The 18,009-nt window shown below is 68.1% G+C and carries 14 protein-coding genes and 1 tRNA gene; 9 read left to right on the top strand and 6 right to left on the bottom strand.

The window, feature by feature from the left end; genetic code table 11:
• Positions 1-28: 28 nt before the first annotated feature.
• The 6 genes from rsmG to rpmH form a co-directional block, all read right to left on the bottom strand.
• Positions 29-745 carry a 16S rRNA (guanine(527)-N(7))-methyltransferase RsmG gene (gene rsmG, locus ABZX90_RS13910; protein WP_351124232.1) on the bottom strand — a complete coding sequence of 239 codons (717 nt, stop codon included), beginning with the start codon at positions 743-745 and terminating at the stop codon, positions 29-31.
• Between the two features lie 206 nt (positions 746-951).
• A complete protein-coding gene (locus ABZX90_RS13905) occupies positions 952-1,461 on the bottom strand; it encodes a R3H domain-containing nucleic acid-binding protein (RefSeq protein ID WP_326786752.1) in 510 nt (169 codons plus the stop codon).
• Between the two features lie 15 nt (positions 1,462-1,476).
• Positions 1,477-2,781: a membrane protein insertase YidC gene (gene yidC, locus ABZX90_RS13900; RefSeq protein WP_351124229.1), complete on the bottom strand. Its 1,305-nt coding sequence runs from the start codon at positions 2,779-2,781 to the stop codon at positions 1,477-1,479.
• Positions 2,782-2,784: 3 nt separating this feature from the next.
• The gene (gene yidD / locus ABZX90_RS13895) at positions 2,785-3,138 is read right to left on the bottom strand and encodes a membrane protein insertion efficiency factor YidD (protein WP_266760612.1); all 354 of its coding nucleotides are present in this window, start codon (positions 3,136-3,138) and stop codon (positions 2,785-2,787) included.
• Entirely contained in the window at positions 3,135-3,506 is a 372-nt protein-coding gene (gene rnpA, locus ABZX90_RS13890) for a ribonuclease P protein component (protein ID WP_351124226.1), read from the bottom strand. Before rnpA ends, yidD begins: the two co-directional genes overlap by 4 nt.
• 21 nt (positions 3,507-3,527) lie before the next feature.
• The gene (rpmH, locus tag ABZX90_RS13885) at positions 3,528-3,665 is read right to left on the bottom strand and encodes a 50S ribosomal protein L34 (RefSeq protein WP_006381191.1); all 138 of its coding nucleotides are present in this window, start codon (positions 3,663-3,665) and stop codon (positions 3,528-3,530) included.
• Between the two features lie 398 nt (positions 3,666-4,063).
• On the opposite strand from rpmH, the gene dnaA reads away from it, so the two are divergent.
• The 9 genes from dnaA (at position 4,064) to ABZX90_RS13840 (ending at position 17,772) form a co-directional block, all read left to right on the top strand.
• Positions 4,064-6,061: a chromosomal replication initiator protein DnaA gene (gene dnaA, locus ABZX90_RS13880; protein ID WP_351124222.1), complete on the top strand. Its 1,998-nt coding sequence runs from the start codon at positions 4,064-4,066 to the stop codon at positions 6,059-6,061.
• A 1,123-nt stretch (positions 6,062-7,184) separates the two neighbouring features.
• Positions 7,185-8,315, top strand: coding sequence for a DNA polymerase III subunit beta (dnaN, locus tag ABZX90_RS13875; protein ID WP_351124219.1), 1,131 nt, complete (start codon positions 7,185-7,187; stop codon positions 8,313-8,315).
• A 192-nt stretch (positions 8,316-8,507) separates the two neighbouring features.
• Positions 8,508-9,383: a phosphogluconate dehydrogenase (NAD(+)-dependent, decarboxylating) gene (gnd, locus tag ABZX90_RS13870; protein ID WP_351124216.1), complete on the top strand. Its 876-nt coding sequence runs from the start codon at positions 8,508-8,510 to the stop codon at positions 9,381-9,383.
• Positions 9,384-9,514: 131 nt separating this feature from the next.
• A complete protein-coding gene (recF, locus tag ABZX90_RS13865; RefSeq protein ID WP_351124213.1) occupies positions 9,515-10,639 on the top strand; it encodes a DNA replication/repair protein RecF in 1,125 nt (374 codons plus the stop codon).
• Entirely contained in the window at positions 10,636-11,211 is a 576-nt protein-coding gene (locus ABZX90_RS13860; protein ID WP_351124210.1) for a DciA family protein, read from the top strand. Before recF ends, ABZX90_RS13860 begins: the two co-directional genes overlap by 4 nt.
• Before the next feature lie 959 nt (positions 11,212-12,170).
• Positions 12,171-14,234 (top strand): DNA topoisomerase (ATP-hydrolyzing) subunit B, encoded by a 2,064-nt coding sequence (gyrB, locus tag ABZX90_RS13855; protein WP_351124208.1) that lies wholly within the window; start codon positions 12,171-12,173, stop codon positions 14,232-14,234.
• A gap of 42 nt (positions 14,235-14,276) precedes the next feature.
• On the top strand, positions 14,277-16,868 hold the full coding sequence (gene gyrA / locus ABZX90_RS13850; RefSeq protein WP_351124205.1) for a DNA gyrase subunit A: 2,592 nt from the start codon (positions 14,277-14,279) through the stop codon (positions 16,866-16,868).
• A gap of 18 nt (positions 16,869-16,886) precedes the next feature.
• On the top strand, positions 16,887-17,597 hold the full coding sequence (locus tag ABZX90_RS13845) for a DUF3566 domain-containing protein (RefSeq protein ID WP_355204550.1): 711 nt from the start codon (positions 16,887-16,889) through the stop codon (positions 17,595-17,597).
• A gap of 101 nt (positions 17,598-17,698) precedes the next feature.
• Positions 17,699-17,772: transfer RNA gene (locus ABZX90_RS13840), tRNA-Ile, on the top strand.
• Positions 17,773-18,009 lie beyond the last annotated feature (237 nt).

The raw sequence follows: 18,009 nt of genomic DNA, 5'->3' as shown, positions 1-18,009 counted from the left end.
GGAGTAACAATGCTCACATCACCCAGGCTCAGCGTCGGCGGCGCGTCCGGCCCGTCCTGGCGGCCTTGGCCCGCTTCGCCGCGAAGCGCACGCCCCCGGGGCTCTCGCCCACCTCCACGCGCACCACGGTGGACAGCGGGTCCACGACCCCCTCCCCGACATGCAGGACGGATGTCTCCACGGCGCCGAGCTTGCTCAGCGCCGTGGCAGCAGCCTTCAGCTCCTCCTCGGCAGTGTCGCCCTTGAGGGCGAGCATCTCGCCGTACGGGCGCAGCAGGGGGATGCCCCAGGCCGCCAGCCGGTCGAGGGGGGCAACCGCCCTGGCCGTCACCACGTGCACCGGCTGGAGCGTCCCCATGACCTCCTCGGCGCGGCCGCGCACGACGGTCACATGGTCGAGACCGAGCAGCTCCACGACCTCGGTGAGGAAGGTGGTCCGGCGCAGAAGCGGCTCAAGCAGCGTGATCTTGAGATCCTCCCGGACGAGCGCCAGCGGAATGCCTGGCAGCCCCGCACCGGAACCGACGTCGCACACGGTCACACCCTCGGGCACGACCTCGGAGAGCACCGCGCAGTTCAGCAGGTGCCGCTCCCACAGCCGGGGCACTTCACGGGGACCGATCAGCCCGCGTTGTACTCCCGCTTCGGCCAGCAGCTCCGCGTACCGGACCGCGTCCGCGAAGCGATCACCGAATACCTCGCGCGCCTGCTCGGGCGCGGGGGGAAGCTCCGCTGCCTCCGTCACGGGGGACCGTCCTTCCGTACCGCATAAGCGCACTGAGCGCTGATCACCAGGACTATCAGGGACTAACAGCTGCCGAGGACCGAAGGTACGGGAACCCGCGGCGAGTGATCGAAGTCGGGGACCACAGCTGTGGGGACTACCAGGCTGACAAAGTTCGGCCCCGCCTGCGCAACAGACGGGGCCGAAGGAACGTACGTACGTACCGATCAGGCGGGGAGCACGACGACGAAGCGCTCCGGCTCCTCGCCCTCCGACTCGCTGCGCAGGCCCGCGGCCTTGACCGCGTCGTGCACCACCTTGCGCTCGAACGGCGTCATCGGGTCCATCTTCACGGGCTCGCCGGAGCTCTTGACCTCGGCGGCGGCCTTGGCACCCAGCTCGGAGAGTTCCTCGCGCTTCTTGGCGCGGAACCCCCCGATGTCCAGCATCAGCCGGCTGCGGTCCCCGGTTTCCCGGTGCACGGCCAGGCGCGTGAGCTCCTGGAGCGCCTCCAGCACCTCGCCGTCCCGGCCGACCAGCTTCTGCAGGTCTCGGCCGCCTGAGTCGCTGATGATCGAGACAGCGGCGCGGTCGGCCTCGACGTCCATGTCGATGTCGCCGTCGAGATCGGCGATGTCGAGCAGACCCTCGAGGTAGTCCGCCGCGATCTCGCCTTCCTGCTCCAGGCGGGTCAGGGTGTCGCCCTCAGCGGCGGCGGAGGTGGTGCCTTCCGTCACGGGATGGACTCCTTCTTACTTCTTGGACGGGGACTTGGGCCGCTGCGGGCCCTTGCGCTGTCCGGACTGGGCCTTGCTGCGGGTACCGGCGCCGGGCTTGTTCCCGCTTCCGGGGGCCTGCTGTGCGGCGGAGGGCTTGGCGTCCTGCGGCTCGTCGGACTTGCTCAGAGAGGTCTTCGGCTCAGACTCGTCCGCCGGCTTGTGCGCGCCGGCTGCCGTCGCGCCCGAATGGCGCTGCGACTTGGACTGCCGCTTCGGCTGCTGCCGCTTGGGGGCGGCGGCTGCGGTGGTCGTCGTCGTGCCGTCCTCGGACTCGATGACCGTCGTGTTCTCGCCCTTCACCACGAGACCGTCCGGCTGGGCCACGAGGCCCGCCTTGGTCAGGCTGTTGATGAACTTGCGCTCGAACTCGTTGCGGTCGCGGCCCTTGGCGACGATGGCCTTGACGATGGCCTTCTCGCTGCGGCGGCGCGTCTTGCCGTGCTGCGTGACGTGCTTCTGCAGGCGCTCCAGGTAAGCGGCCTGGGCCTTCGAACCCGGCGTCGGGTTGTTGCGGATGACGTACATCTGCTGGCCCATGGTCCACACGTTGGTGGTCAGCCAGTAGACGAGGACACCGACCGGGAAGTTGATGCCGAAGACCGCGAACATGACCGGGAAGACGTACATCAGCATCTTCTGCTGCTGCATGAAGGGCGTCTTCACCGTGGTGTCGACGTTCTTCGTCATCAGCTGACGCTGGGTGTAGAACTGCGAAGCCGACATCATCACGATCATGATCGCGGTGACGACACGGACGTCGGTCAGCGTGGCACCGAGCTGGGCGACCTTCTCGGCGCTGTCCGTGAACTTCGCCGCGAGCGGGGCACCGAAGATGTGCGCCTGACGGGCGCTGGCGAGCTGGTCCTCGTTGATGACACCGATCGTCTTGCCCGTCGCGATGCCGTTGAGCACGTGGTACAGCGCGAAGAAGAACGGCGACTGGGCCAGGATGGGAAGGCACGAGGAGAGCGGGTTGGTACCCGTCTCCTTGTACAGCTTCATCATCTCTTCGGACTGGCGCTGCTTGTCGTTCTTGTAGCGCTCCTGGATCTTCTTCATCTCGGGCTGCAGCGTCTGCATGGCCCGAGTGGCCTTGATCTGCTTCACAAAGAGCGGGATCAGGCAGATACGGATCAGGATCACCAGGGACACGATGGACAAGCCCCAGGCCCAGCCCGTATCGGGACCGAAGATCTTCCCGTACACAGCGTGGAACTGGACGATGACCCAGGAAACGGGTGTCGTGATGAAGCTGAAAAGGCCGGCAATCGTGTCCACTAATCAGGCTCCTTGAGCATGGGACGGGGTCTCGGCGGCCGGGCCCGGGGCAGTGGTCTCCCCGGTGGCCGGTTCGGCGGCGGAGGTCCCGCCCTTGCGTGCACGCCAGGCGTTACGCAGCAATTCGTGCCACCGCGGACGCTTGCGTTGCGGAACATGGTCCACACCGCCCAGCGACCACGGATTGCACCGGAGGATGCGCCAGGCGGTAAGTGCCGTTCCCTTGATCGCACCGTGCCGGTCGATGGCTGTGTAGCCGTATCGGGAGCACGACGGGTAGTACTTGCAGACCGGCCCGAGCAACGGGCTGATCGTCCACTGGTAGAGCTTGATGAGAGCAAGCAGTGGGTACTTCATCGCGCGCCCCCTCCCAGTAGCCGCTGCAGGGCGGCATCCAGGTCTCGGGCCAGCTGTTCATGGTTGGCGTCGCCCGCACCGGGCAGCGCTCGTACGACTACCAGGCTACCGGGGGGCAACAGGGCGACTCGGTCGCGCATCAGATGGCGAAGTCTGCGCTTCACCTTGTTGCGTATGACCGCTCCGCCCACGGCTTTGCTCACGACGAAACCCGCACGCGTCGAGGGAGCGCTCTCCCCAGGCGCGTGCGGGTCCGGTGCACCGCTACGTAGATGGACGACGAGAAGCGGGCGTCCGGCCCGGCGTCCTCGGCGTACCGCGGTCGCGAAGTCTTCGCGCCGCCTCAGCCGATGCTCGGTAGGCAGCACGAGATCATGACCTGTAAGTAATCAGGCGGACAGGCTGGCGCGACCCTTGCCACGGCGGTTCGCGAGAATCGCGCGGCCGGCACGGGTGCGCATCCGCAGGCGGAAGCCGTGGGTCTTGGCGCGACGACGGTTGTTCGGCTGGAAGGTGCGCTTGCTCACTAGGGGGCTCCAGAAAGAATCGATGGTGGCGGGGTGCCGTCCTGGCTGTCACCGTGCGCCCACGAGGAAACTCGCATTACGCCCGAGTGCACCGCTTCCCGATCACTCTTCGCGATCTGTGCCCATCGGAGGCAGGCGGCAGCAGCCATCGACAACTCGACCTGGTTACGGTACGCGCGGCTACGCCATCCGGTCAAACCAGTCCCTGACAGGAGACACTATCCACAGGCTGGGGACAACAACTTGAACCGCACCGGTCGCCCTGACTACCGTGGCTGAACTCCCATTCGTTCCCTTCCCACCGCCCCAGCGGTTCTGTTCCCCCCGCCCCACCCGACTGACTTCCCAACCTGTTCCCCGAACCACACGTTCGTGGAACCCGTGAGAGAGCGTGCCCCGTGGCTGACGTACCTGCCGATCTTGCCGCAGTGTGGCCACGCGTACTGGAGCAACTTCTCGGCGAGGGCCGCGGGCAGGGTGTCGAGGCGAAGGACGAGCACTGGATCAAGCGCTGCCAGCCGTTGGCGCTGGTCGCGGACACCGCCCTGCTCGCCGTCCCGAACGAGTTCGCGAAGAACGTACTGGAGGGCCGGCTCGCGCCGATCGTCAGCGAGACGCTGAGCCGCGAGTGCGGCCGTCCCATCCGCATCGCCATCACCGTCGACGACTCCGCCGGCGAGCCCGCTCCCGCCCCGCCCCGCTACGAGGAGCCCGAGCTCCCCACCGGACCGGGCCAGAGCCGGGACTCCTACGAGAACCAGGGGCGCGACGACCGCGGCCCGTACGACGGCGGCCAGGGCCGCGACGACCGGAGCGCCTACGACGGTCAGGGACGGGACGACCGCGGCGGTTACGACGGCGGCGGTCAGGGACGGGACGACCGCAACGGTTACGAGCCGCAGAGCCGCGACGACCGCGGCCCCTACGACTCCCAGCGTCGCGAGGGATACGAGGGGTACGGCCGCCACCGCGCCGACGACCACCGCGGCGGCCGTTCCGAACCGCCTCCCGGCGCCCCGGGCGACCAGTTGCCGACCGCCCGTCCCGCGTATCCGGACTACCAGCGCCCGGAGCCGGGCGCCTGGCCGCGTCACTCCCAGGACGACTACGGCTGGCAGCAGCAGCGCCTCGGCTTCCCCGAGCGGGACCCCTACGCCTCGCCGCCGCAGGACTACCGGCCGCAGTCGATGGACCGCCCGCCCTACGAGCAGCAGCGCCAGGACTACGACCAGCGTCCCGACCGCCGCGATCTTCAGGACCCCTCCGGCGGCGGCCAGGCCCGCAGGGGCGGCCCTTCGCTGCCGTCCTCGGGCGGCGCCCCGGGGCCGAAGGCCTCGCAGCCCGCGTCGGGTCCGGCCGAGCCCACCGCGCGACTGAACCCGAAGTACCTCTTCGACACGTTCGTGATCGGCGCCTCGAACCGCTTCGCGCACGCCGCCGCCGTGGCCGTCGCCGAGGCGCCGGCGAAGGCGTACAACCCTCTCTTCATCTATGGGGAGTCGGGACTCGGCAAGACGCATCTGCTGCATGCGATCGGGCACTACGCGCGCAGCCTCTACCCGGGCACTCGGGTGCGGTACGTGAGCTCGGAGGAGTTCACCAACGAGTTCATCAACTCCATCCGTGACGGCAAGGGCGACAGCTTCCGCAAGCGGTACCGGGAGATGGACATCCTGCTCGTCGACGACATCCAGTTCCTCGCGGACAAGGAGTCGACGCAGGAGGAGTTCTTCCACACCTTCAACACGCTCCACAACGCGAACAAGCAGATCGTGCTCTCCAGCGACCGGCCGCCCAAACAGCTGGTCACGCTGGAGGACCGGCTGCGGAACCGGTTCGAGTGGGGTCTGATCACCGACGTCCAGCCGCCCGAGCTGGAGACCCGCATCGCCATCCTTCGCAAGAAGGCGGTGCAGGAGCAGCTCAACGCCCCGCCGGAGGTGCTGGAGTTCATCGCGTCCCGGATCTCGCGCAACATCCGCGAGTTGGAGGGCGCGCTGATCCGGGTGACGGCGTTCGCGTCGCTCAACCGGCAGCCGGTGGACCTCGGCCTGACGGAGATCGTCCTCAAGGACCTGATCCCCGGCGGCGAGGATTCGGCCCCGGAGATCACCGCGCCCGCCATCATGGCGGCCACCGCGGACTACTTCGGCCTCACGGTGGACGACCTGTGCGGGTCCTCGCGCAGCCGCGTCCTGGTGACGGCCCGGCAGATCGCCATGTACCTGTGCCGTGAGCTCACCGATCTGTCGCTGCCGAAGATCGGCGCGCAGTTCGGCGGCCGCGACCATACGACCGTGATGCATGCCGACCGCAAGATCCGTGCGCTGATGGCCGAGCGCCGCTCCATCTACAACCAGGTCACCGAGCTCACGAACCGCATCAAGAACGGCTGACGGAGCCGTCGCCGGCCTCGCCGCCGGCAAGCTCGGTCGTAGGCAGGCGCGGCCGTACGTGGCCGAGGGCGCCCCCGGGACATCGTCCCGAGGGCGCCCTTCGCCGTTCCGGCACACGGGCCCTGGGAGGTCCCGCACACACGCTCAGGGCCCCAGGTCGCGCTCGAAGAGGGCTCATCCGCATGCTCCGAGGAGTGTCCGGGGTGCGCTCGAAACGGCTCCGCAGCACGCTCCGAGAGGTGCGGAAGCTCCCTCGGAGGGGTTCGGAGGCGCTCCCCGAGGGGGTCAGGGAGACGTTTCGAGGGCTCCGGCCCCGTTTTCACCGCTACCGGACCGACACCTGCTGTTCGAATCCGAGTCTGGTTACGGCCACTCTCCACAGATGTGGTGACTTTCTGGCGTCCACATCCTGGGGACTGGGAAGTTGTCCAGACTGTGTCCACAGGCAGCCGAGGTGAAAGACCATCAGACCAGGTCAACCGCCTGTGGATTCGTGGACGAAGATTCTCCACAGACTGTGGACGAAGAAAAGATCCACAGGCTGTGCGCGGAGTTGTCCACCGGTGACCCACAGGCTGGAGCCGGTTGTCCCCAGCGATCCCCAGCTTCTCCACACCTCTGTCCACTGTTCGGCAACGCGCCGCGCCATCTCACCGCGTCGAGTGAAAGGCGTCACACCAAGGTGCCAGGTTGGGCTGTGGGGAACGTGGGTAAAGCTGGGGACGGCGCTGGGGAGAAGTGGCCCCTGCCTGTGCATCGAGTGTGCAGAACTTTTCGTCGTCCACAGAGAACCCCGGTTGTCCACCGTCTCCGCCCACAGGGTCGGTGGACAAAAAATCGCCTCTGAGCTGCGAAAACGGGGTTATCCACGGTTTCCACAGGGCCTACTACTAAGACCAACTAGAGAGAGCCTGGGAAACGTTTCGAAGACGGGGCTGTGCACAACTCGCTCTCGGAGGCTCAGGTGCCGCTCGGCACGACTTGACCCCGAGAGGCACCGACTGTCAGCGCGGTGCGTCAGACTGTTCCCCGGTGTCCTTCCCAGCAGTGGGCTGAGCGACACCGAGTCAGACGACGAAGGCCAGCAGGGCGAGAGCGCCGGCAACAGACGGAGGCGGCAACGGTGAAGATCCGGGTGGAACGCGACGTACTCGCGGAGGCAGTGGCCTGGGCGGCACGCAGCCTCCCGGCCCGTCCGCCGGCGCCTGTGCTCGCCGGCCTCCTTCTGAAGGCCGAGGAGGGCGCTCTGAGCCTCTCCAGCTTCGACTACGAGGTCTCGGCGAGGGTCTCCGTGGACGCGGAGATCGACGAGGAGGGCACGGTCCTCGTGTCCGGCCGCCTTCTCGCCGACATCTGCCGGGCACTGCCCAACCGGCCGGTGGAGATTTCCACAGACGGTGTACGGGCGACCGTGGTCTGCGGTTCCTCCCGGTTCACCCTCCACACCCTGCCTGTGGAGGAGTACCCGGCGCTGCCGCAGATGCCGTCGGCGACCGGCACCGTCCCCGGCGAGGTCTTCGCCTCGGCCGCCGCCCAGGTGGCCATCGCGGCCGGACGCGACGACACCCTCCCCGTGCTCACCGGTGTGCGCATCGAGATCGAGGGCGACAAGGTCACCCTGGCGTCCACCGACCGCTACCGCTTCGCGGTCCGCGAGTTCCTGTGGAAGCCGGAGAACCCGGAGGCGTCCGCGGTCGCCCTGGTGCCCGCCAAGACGCTCCTGGACACCGCCAAGGCCCTCACGGGCGGCGACAGCGTGATCCTGGCGCTGTCCGGCTCCGGCGCGGGCGAGGGCCTGATCGGCTTCGAGGGCGCCGGGCGGCGTACGACCACCCGTCTGCTCGAAGGCGACCTCCCGAAGTACCGCTCGCTGTTCCCGACGGAGTTCAACTCCATCGCCGTCATCGAGACCGCCCCCTTCGTGGAGGCCGTCAAGCGTGTGGCCCTGGTCGCCGAGCGGAACACCCCGGTGCGCCTGAGCTTCGAGCAGGGCGTGCTGATCCTGGAGGCGGGCTCCAGCGACGACGCACAGGCTGTGGAAAGGGTCGACGCCCAGCTGGAGGGCGACGACGTCTCGATCGCCTTCAACCCGACGTTCCTGCTCGACGGCCTGAGCGCCATCGACTCGCCGGTGGCCCAGCTCTCGTTCACGACGTCCACGAAGCCCGCGCTGCTGAGCGGCAGGCCCGCCGTGGACGCCGAGGCGGACGAGGCCTACAAGTACCTGATCATGCCGGTTCGCCTGTCGGGCTGACCCCCGAAGCCCGCCGGTCCTCAGGGCCCGGCGGGCTGCACCACGGGTGGGGCATACGTCTGAGCGGCTATGCCCACAGATGTGCGTGAGTTCCCCCGGTGCCCGAAAGGCGTGGGTGGTACCCCCCGGTCTAGGCTCGGACCCAGGTACGAGAGTGCCCTCACGCCACGTCGCAACCCTAAGGAACACCTGATGGAGCTCGGTCTCGTCGGCCTCGGCAAGATGGGCGGCAACATGCGCGAGCGGATCCGCCGCGCAGGTCACACCGTCATCGGATACGACCGCAACCCGGACCTCGCCGATGTCCACAGCCTGGAAGAACTTGTGGGCAGGCTCAAGAGCCCGCGCGTGGTGTGGGTCATGGTCCCGGCGGGCGCCGCGACCCAGTCAACAGTCGACGAGCTGGCCGCCCTGCTGGAGCCGGGCGACGTCGTCGTGGACGGCGGCAACTCGCGCTGGACCGACGACGAGAAGCACGCCGTCGAGCTGGGCATCAAGGGCATCGGCTTCGTCGACTGCGGCGTCTCCGGCGGCGTCTGGGGCCTGGAGAACGGCTACGCGCTGATGTACGGCGGCCACGCCGAGCACGTCGCCCAGGTGCAGCCGGTCTTCGACGCACTCAAGCCCGAGGGCGACTTCGGAGCGGTGCACGCCGGCAAGGTCGGCGCGGGCCACTTCGCGAAGATGGTCCACAACGGCATCGAGTACGCCATGATGCAGGCCTACGCCGAGGGCTGGGAGCTCCTGGAGAAGGTCGACTCCGTCACGGACGTGCGCGAGGTCTTCCGCTCCTGGCAGGAAGGCACGGTCATCCGCTCCTGGCTGCTCGACCTCGCTGTCAACGCGCTGGACGAGGACGAGCACCTGGAGAAGCTCAAGGGCTACGCGGAGGACTCCGGCGAGGGCCGGTGGACCGTGGAGGCCGCCATCGACCACGCGGTGCCGCTTCCCGCGATCACCGCGTCGCTCTTCGCCCGCTTCGCCTCGCGGCAGGACGACTCGCCGCAGATGAAGATGATCGCGGCGCTGCGCAACCAGTTCGGCGGTCACGCCGTCGAGAAGGCCTGATCGACGCCCCGGGTTCTCCACACCCGGGGTGACCCGGTTGTCCACAGCCGGGGAAGAATCCGGGGACCGGGGCCGACCCGGACCCCGGGAAGAAACCGAAACACCACGCTGGGGGAGGTCGTCGAACGACCATGCACGTCACGCATCTGTCGCTGGCCGACTACCGCTCGTACGCCCGGGTCGAAGTCCCGCTCGACCCGGGCGTCACCGCGTTCGTGGGCCCCAACGGACAGGGCAAGACGAACCTGGTCGAAGCGGTCGGCTATCTCGCGACCCTCGGCAGCCACCGTGTCTCCTCCGACGCGCCGCTCGTCCGCATGGGCGCCGACCGGGCGATCATCCGGGCCAATGTCCGCCAGGGAGAGCGCCAGCAGCTCATCGAGCTGGAGCTGAACCCCGGCAAGGCCAACCGTGCCCGCATCAACAGGTCCTCCCAGGTCAGGCCCCGTGACGTGCTCGGTATCGTACGAACCGTCCTCTTCGCGCCCGAGGACCTCGCCCTGGTCAAGGGCGACCCGGGAGAGCGGCGCCGGTTCCTCGACGAGATGATCACCGCCCGCTCCCCGCGCATGGCGGGTGTCCGCTCCGACTACGACCGGGTCCTCAAGCAGCGCAACACCCTCCTGAAATCGGCCGCGCTGGCCCGCCGGCACGGAGGCCGCACCATGGACCTGTCCACGCTCGACGTGTGGGACCAGCACCTCGCGCGCGTGGGCGCCGAACTGCTGGCCCAGCGCCTCGACCTGGTCGCCGCGATCCAGCCGCTGGCCGACAAGGCGTACGAGCAGCTGGCGCCCGGCGGCGGGCCCGTCGCCCTGGAGTACAAGGCGTCCTCGCCCGGCATCGTGGGCCACGCGCGCGAGGAGCTCTACGCACAGCTGATGGCCGCCCTGGAAGAGGCCCGCAAGCCGGAGATCGAGCGCGGCGTGACCCTCGTAGGGCCCCACCGGGACGATCTGGTTCTCAAACTCGGCCAGCTGCCCGCCAAGGGATACGCCTCCCACGGCGAGTCCTGGTCGTACGCGCTGGCCCTGCGCCTGGCCTCGTACGACCTGCTCCGGGCCGAGGGCAATGAGCCGGTGCTGGTCCTCGACGATGTCTTCGCGGAGCTCGACAGCCGCAGGCGGGAGCGCCTCGCGGAGCTCGTCGCGCCCGGTGAGCAGGTGCTCGTGACAGCCGCCGTGGACGACGACGTACCGGAGGTTCTGACCGGGACGCGGTACGCCGTGTCCGGAGGCACGGTGGAGCGCGTATGACGGACAACACATCGGGAACCGGAGCCGAGGGCCCGTCCGGCGCCGCACCCCCGAAGAAGACCCCCGAGCCCTCCGGCGTGGACCTCGCGCGCGTCGCCCTGCGTGCCGCCAAGGAGCAGGCACGCGCGCGTGGCGACGCGGTCCAGCAGAAGAAGCAGGCGCGGCGCGGTGGCGGCCTGCGCTCCGGCTCGGGTGCCGACAGACGCGACCCCATGGCGCTCGGCGCCGCCATCAACCGGCTGCTGACCGAGCGCGGCTGGGAGACCCCGGCAGCGGTGGGCGGCGTGATGGGCCGCTGGCCGCAGATCGTCGGCGAGGACCTGGCCAAGCACTGCGTTCCGCTTCGGTACGACGACGACCCCGCCGAGCGGGTTCTGACGGTGCAGTGCGACTCGACCGCCTGGGCGACCCAGCTCCGCCTGCTGGCGCCGCAGCTGGTCGCGCGGCTGAACCAGGACCTCGGCCACGGAACGGTGCGCCTGCTCAAGATCCAGGGGCCGACAGGCCCCCCACGCCGCTTTGGGCCCCTGCGCGCCCCGGGCAGCAAGGGTCCCGGCGACACCTACGGATGACCGGTCGACGACGGACCGGGCCGCGGACCTGTCGGGAAAGGACCGGCGTCACGGAGTCGCCGAGCAGGCTCGACGTTCGTCAGGACCGCCGCGTGCGTTGGCGCCGCCCGCTCCTGTCGCTGACCGGCGTCGCGGCGCCTCCGCACAGTGCCCGGACCGTCGACTGCGGCCGATCGTGACGGATCCCACTCCGTCGGCCGCCACGGCTCTGACCACGGCCGGCCCGACCACGGTCGCTCGTGACCGTGATGGACCCTCGGCCCCGGCTGATACCGGCCGTGCCGGGCCGTCGACCCCGGTGATCGAGACCACGCCGACCGAGAACCCGGCTGTTGACGAGCCTCCGCGGGCATTCGCTCGCGCCGGATTCCGAGCGCGTCGCGCGGGCGAGCGCATCGCGCGCGGCCGACGTACGTCCGAGGCGGCGACCGTGTGCCGGGCCTTCGGGCACTCGTAGCCCTCGCTCGTGCGTGACCTCGCCGCCCTCCCGGGTTCGCCGTGGCGGTCGGCCGTCGCTCCGCAGGCAGTCGGCCGTCCCTGCTCGCTGATGGGGAAAACCGTCGATCATCCCTGGTCAGGGACCTGTCGAGCCTTGATCGGAATCCGCTTCGGCCGCCCGGCACGGCCTTTCTCGACGGGCTTCGGTCGACCCTCGCGGGCCATCGCACACGGTTGCGAACATCGACCTGACTCGTCAGTAGCCAAGGGTTGACACCCGGAAGCGCTGAGTGCCGCTGTAAGCCTCTTTGGGCCCGGGTCCGCATATGGGGAGTCGGGCGAGACCGGTTCAGGGCGGCACATGCGGACTCAGGTACCGGCAAACCCCCATCACTGTCGGCGCTACCGGTAGACTGGAAGCTAATCCCGCCCCACTTGTGGGACGCACCGAGCAACGCTGACTAAGGCTTACCAACGCAACACGCCGCAGCCGCTCCGGCCACCCGCCGGGAGCTTGGCTTGTGCTGTGCCAGAAAGGGCGCTTCGTGGCCGATTCCGGCAACCCCAACGAGAACATCCCGTCCACCGACGTCGGCGCAAACGGCGAGGTCACAGCCTCGTACGACGCCAGTGCCATCACCGTCCTCGAGGGTCTGGACGCGGTCCGCAAGCGACCTGGCATGTACATCGGTTCGACCGGTGAACGTGGACTCCACCACCTCGTGTACGAGGTGGTGGACAACTCGGTCGACGAGGCGCTGGCAGGCCACGCGGACACGATCGAGATCACGATCCTCCCGGACGGCGGTGTGCGCGTCGTCGACAACGGCCGCGGCATCCCGGTGGGCATCGTCGCGTCCGAGGGCAAGCCGGCCCTCGAGGTCGTGCTGACCGTGCTGCACGCGGGCGGCAAGTTCGGCGGCGGCGGTTACGCGGTCTCCGGTGGTCTGCACGGCGTCGGCGTCTCCGTCGTGAACGCCCTGTCGAGCAAGGTCTCCGTCGAGGTCAGGACAGACGGCCACCGCTGGACGCAGGACTACAAGATGGGCGTCCCGACGGCCCCGCTCGTCAAGCACGAGGCGATCCAGGACACGGGCACGTCGGTCACCTTCTGGGCCGACGCGGACATCTTCGAGACCACGGAGTACTCCTTCGAGACGCTCTCGCGGCGCTTCCAGGAGATGGCGTTCCTCAACAAGGGTTTGACGATCAAACTCACTGATGAGCGCGATTCGGCGAAGGCCACCGCCGGGGCGGACGAGGCGGGCGCCGATGAGAAGGACGAGGTCAAGACCGTCACGTACCACTACGAAGGCGGCATCGTCGACTTCGTGAAGTACCTCAACTCCCGCAAGGGAGAGGCGGTGCACCCCACCGTCATCGATCTCGAAGCCGAGGACAAGGACAAGAGCCTGTCCCTCGAGGTCGCGATGCAGTGGAACAGCGGCTACAGCGAGGGCGTGTACTCCTTCGCCAACATCATCCACACGCACGAGGGCGGTACGCACGAGGAAGGCTTCCGTGCGGCGCTGACCTCGCTCATCAACAAGTACGCGCGCGACAAGAAGCTGCTTCGCGAGAAGGACGACAACCTCACGGGTGACGACATCCGCGAGGGTCTGACCGCGATCATCTCGGTCAAGCTGAGCGAGCCTCAGTTCGAGGGCCAGACCAAGACCAAGCTGGGCAACACGGAGGCGAAGACCTTCGTCCAGAAGGCGGTCTACGAGCACCTCAACGACTGGCTGGACCGCAACCCGGTCGAGGCCGCGGACATCATCCGCAAGTCCATCCAGGCGGCCACCGCGCGCGTGGCGGCCCGCAAGGCGCGTGACCTCACCCGCCGCAAGGGCCTGCTGGAGTCGGCGTCCCTGCCGGGCAAGCTCTCCGACTGCCAGTCGAACGACCCCGTCAAGTGCGAGATCTTCATCGTCGAGGGTGACTCCGCCGGCGGTTCGGCCAAGTCCGGCCGCAACCCGCAGTACCAGGCGATCCTTCCGATCCGAGGAAAGATCCTCAACGTCGAGAAGGCGCGGATCGACAAGATCCTGCAGAACCAGGAGATCCAGGCACTGATCTCCGCCTTCGGCACCGGAGTCCACGAGGACTTCGACATCGCGAAGCTCCGCTATCACAAGATCATTCTGATGGCGGACGCCGACGTCGACGGCCAGCACATCAACACCCTGCTGCTGACCTTCCTGTTCCGCTTCATGCGGCCGCTGGTCGAGGCCGGACACGTCTTCCTGTCCCGCCCGCCGCTGTACAAGATCAAGTGGGGCCGGGACGACTTCGAGTACGCGTACTCGGACCGCGAGCGGGACGCGCTGATCGAGCTCGGCCGCCAGGCCGGCAAGCGCGTGCGCGAGGACTCGATCCAGCGCTTCAAGGGTCTCGGTGAGATGAACGCCGAGGAACTGCGCATCACGACCATGGACCAGGAGCACCGCGTGCTCGGCCAGGTCACGCTCGACGACGCAGCCCAGGCCGACGACCTGTTCTCGGTCCTCATGGGCGAGGACGTCGAGGCGCGCCGCGCGTTCATCCAGCGCAACGCCAAGGACGTCCGCTTCCTCGACATCTGAGTCGGTCTCAGCTGACCGCGTCAGAAAGGATCTTCACCAGCAATGACCGACGAGAACACGCCGATCACCCCTGAAGAGGACGAGATCGCCCTGCGTATCGAGCCCGTCGGGCTCGAGACCGAGATGCAGCGCTCCTACCTCGACTACGCGATGTCCGTCATCGTGTCGCGCGCGCTGCCCGACGTACGGGACGGACTCAAGCCCGTCCACCGCCGCGTCCTGTACGCCATGTACGACGGCGGCTACCGGCCCGAGAAGGGCTTCTACAAGTGCGCCCGCGTCGTCGGTGACGTCATGGGCACCTACCACCCGCACGGCGACTCCTCGATCTACGACGCGCTGGTCCGCCTCGCGCAGCCGTGGTCGATGCGGATGCCGCTGGTGGACTCCAACGGCAACTTCGGCTCTCCCGGCAACGACCCGGCCGCCGCCATGCGGTACACCGAGTGCAAGCTGAAGCCGCTGTCCATGGAGATGGTCCGCGACATCGACGAGGAGACCGTCGATTTCACGGACAACTACGACGGCCGCAACCAGGAGCCGACGGTCCTGCCGGCCCGCTTCCCGAACCTGCTGATCAACGGCTCGGCGGGCATCGCGGTCGGTATGGCCACCAACATCCCGCCGCACAACCTGCGCGAGGTCGCGGCCGGCGCCCAGTGGTATCTGGAGAACCCCGAGGCCTCCCACGAGGAGCTCCTGGACGCGCTGATCGAGCGCATCAAGGGCCCCGACTTCCCGAGTGGCGCCCTGGTGGTGGGCCGCAAGGGCATCGAGGAGGCGTACCGCACGGGCCGTGGCTCCATCACGATGCGCGCGGTCGTCGACGTCGAGGAGATCCAGAACCGCCAGTGCCTGGTGGTCACCGAACTCCCCTACCAGACCAACCCCGACAACCTCGCTCAGAAGATCGCCGACCTGGTCAAGGACGGCAAGGTCGGCGGCATCGCGGACGTCCGGGACGAGACCAGCTCCCGTACCGGCCAGCGGCTCGTGATCGTGCTCAAGAGGGACGCGGTCGCCAAGGTCGTCCTGAACAACCTCTACAAGCACACCGACCTGCAGACGAACTTCGGCGCGAACATGCTGGCGCTCGTCGACGGTGTGCCGCGCACCCTCTCCCTGGACGCGTTCATCCGCCACTGGGTGACGCACCAGATCGAGGTCATCGTCCGCCGTACGAAGTTCCGGCTGCGCAAGGCCGAGGAGCGCGCGCACATCCTGCGCGGCCTCCTGAAGGCTCTGGACGCCATCGATGAGGTCATCGCGCTGATCCGGCGCAGCGACACCGTCGAGATCGCGCGAGAGGGCCTCATGGGCCTCCTGGAGATCGACGAGATCCAGGCCAACGCGATCCTCGAGATGCAGCTGCGCAGGCTGGCCGCCCTGGAGCGTCAGAAGATCATCCAGGAGCACGACGAGCTTCAGGCCAAGATCCGCGAGTACAACGAGATCCTTGCCTCGCCGGTGCGTCAGCGCGGCATCATCAGCGAGGAGCTCGCCGCGATCGTCGAGAAGTTCGGCGACGACCGCCGCTCCAAGCTGGTGCCCTTCGACGGTGACATGTCCATCGAGGACCTGATCGCCGAGGAAGACATCGTCGTCACCATCACGCGCGGTGGCTACATCAAGCGCACCAAGACGGAGGACTACCGCTCGCAGAAGCGCGGCGGCAAGGGCGTCCGCGGGACGAAGCTGAAGCAGGACGACATCGTCGACCACTTCTTCGTGTCGACGACGCACCACTGGCTGCTGTTCTTCACCAACAAGGGCCGCGTCTACCGCGCCAAGGCGTACGAGCTCCCGGACGCCGGGCGTGACGCGCGTGGCCAGCACGTCGCCAACCTGCTGGCCTTCCAGCCGGACGAGGCGATCGCCGAGATCCTCGCGATCCGCGACTACGAGGCGGCGCCGTATCTGGTGCTGGCCACGAAGGGCGGACTGGTCAAGAAGACGCCTCTCAAGGATTACGATTCGCCCCGATCCGGCGGTGTCATCGCGATCAACCTTCGTGAGACGGAGGACGGTTCCGACGACGAACTGATCGGAGCCGAACTCGTATCCTCCGAGGACGATCTGCTCCTGATCAGCAAGAAGGCGCAGTCGATCAGGTTCACCGCGACGGATGACGCTTTGCGACCGATGGGCCGTGCGACCTCGGGCGTCAAGGGCATGAGCTTCCGCGGGAGCGATGAGCTGCTCTCGATGAATGTTGTTCGACCCGGTACGTTCGTGTTCACTGCCACAGACGGTGGGTACGCGAAGCGGACCGCCGTCGACGAGTACCGCGTCCAGGGTCGCGGCGGCCTCGGTATCAAGGCCGCCAAGATCGTGGAGGACCGCGGTTCTCTCGTCGGCGCGCTGGTGGTCGAGGAGACCGATGAAATCCTCGCCATCACACTGTCCGGTGGTGTGATTCGTACGCGAGTCAACGAGGTCAGGGAGACGGGCCGTGACACCATGGGCGTCCAACTGATCAACCTGGGCAAGCGCGATGCCGTCGTCGGTATCGCTCGTAATGCCGAGGCCGGTCGTGAGGCGGAGGAGGTCGACGGCGGTGACGCCGTGGACGAGATCGCCGAAGGCCTCGAGGCCGTCGGTGCGGAAGAGGGCGAGCCGTCCTCGGCCGAGTAGCGCGAGGAGTGAGTCGTCGTGAGCGGAGCCACGGGCGCCGGATCGACCGGTACGGAAACGGACGGCGGCCGTGGCACCGCCATGAATGAGACCGACTCCCATGATTCTCATGGATCCCAGGGGGGAACTGTGACGGACACCCGAGGCCAGCAGGCCCAGCAGTACGCGGGCGGGCAGGCGGCCCCGGTCGGGGCACCCGCGGCGCCGAGCGCGCCGACGGCGGGCCCGGCGTCGCCGCTGCCCGGCGAGCGGCAGGCGCAGCAGCCCGCGCAGCCGTATCACCCGCCGCAGGCGTATCCGGCGCAGCCGCCGTCGGGCGCTGTCCGTCGGCCGCGCACCGGGGCGCGGACGACGCCGCGCACGCGCAAGGCGCGACTGCGGGTGGCCAAGGCCGACCCGTGGTCGGTGATGAAGGTCAGTTTCCTGCTCTCCATCGCGCTCGGCATCTGCACGATCGTGGCGGCCGCGGTGCTGTGGATGGTCATGGACGCGATGGGCGTCTTCTCGACCGTCGGCGGCACGATCTCCGAGGCGACGGGCTCGAACGAGTCGAACGGCTTCGACCTGCAGTCGTTCCTCTCGCTCCCGCACGTCCTGATGTTCACTTCGGTCATCGCGGTCATCGACGTGGTCCTCGCGACCGCCCTGGCGACCCTCGGAGCGTTCATCTACAACCTCTCCGCCGGCTTCGTCGGCGGTGTCGAGCTGACCCTCGCAGAGGACGAGTGAGGGCCCGCTCAAACGCCCTCTGACTATCGATTTTGGGACTGGCCGCGTCGTGCGCTAATCTTCAGAGGTCAGCGCGCGGGACACACACCGCAAAGCGCGGCGGGGCTATAGCTCAGTTGGTTAGAGCGCATCCCTGATAAGGATGAGGCCACAGGTTCAAATCCTGTTAGCCCCACAGCATGAAGACCCCCAACCAATCTCGGTTGGGGGTCTTTGCGTTTCCTGTACGAGGTCCAGGCCGTCCAGTGGCGGGTCCTGCTCGCGGGGATCCTGATCCCGGGCGTCGGCTTCGGGCGGCGCATGGGGGCGTTTGGAGCTGGAGCTGGAGCTGGAGCCGGAGCCGGAGCTGATGCTGATGCTGGAGCCGGAGTCTGAGCTGGAGCCGGAGAAGGTGCCGGCGATCGTGGCGCAT

This window comes from Streptomyces sp. NPDC002935 (genome assembly GCF_040611295.1).
In the GTDB taxonomy this organism is placed as follows: domain Bacteria; phylum Actinomycetota; class Actinomycetes; order Streptomycetales; family Streptomycetaceae; genus Streptomyces.
This window is presented reverse-complemented; position numbering and strand designations above follow the sequence as displayed.

Excerpts from the sequence above, each read along its gene's own strand:
- gyrA (WP_351124205.1), top strand. The coding sequence starts at position 14,277 with ATGACCGACGAGAACACGCCGATCACCCCTGAAGAGGACGAGATCGCC.
- gnd (WP_351124216.1), top strand. The coding sequence starts at position 8,508 with ATGGAGCTCGGTCTCGTCGGCCTCGGCAAGATGGGCGGCAACATGCGC.
- recF (WP_351124213.1), top strand. The coding sequence starts at position 9,515 with ATGCACGTCACGCATCTGTCGCTGGCCGACTACCGCTCGTACGCCCGG.
- yidD (WP_266760612.1), bottom strand. The coding sequence starts at position 3,138 with ATGAAGTACCCACTGCTTGCTCTCATCAAGCTCTACCAGTGGACGATC.
- ABZX90_RS13860 (WP_351124210.1), top strand. The coding sequence starts at position 10,636 with ATGACGGACAACACATCGGGAACCGGAGCCGAGGGCCCGTCCGGCGCC.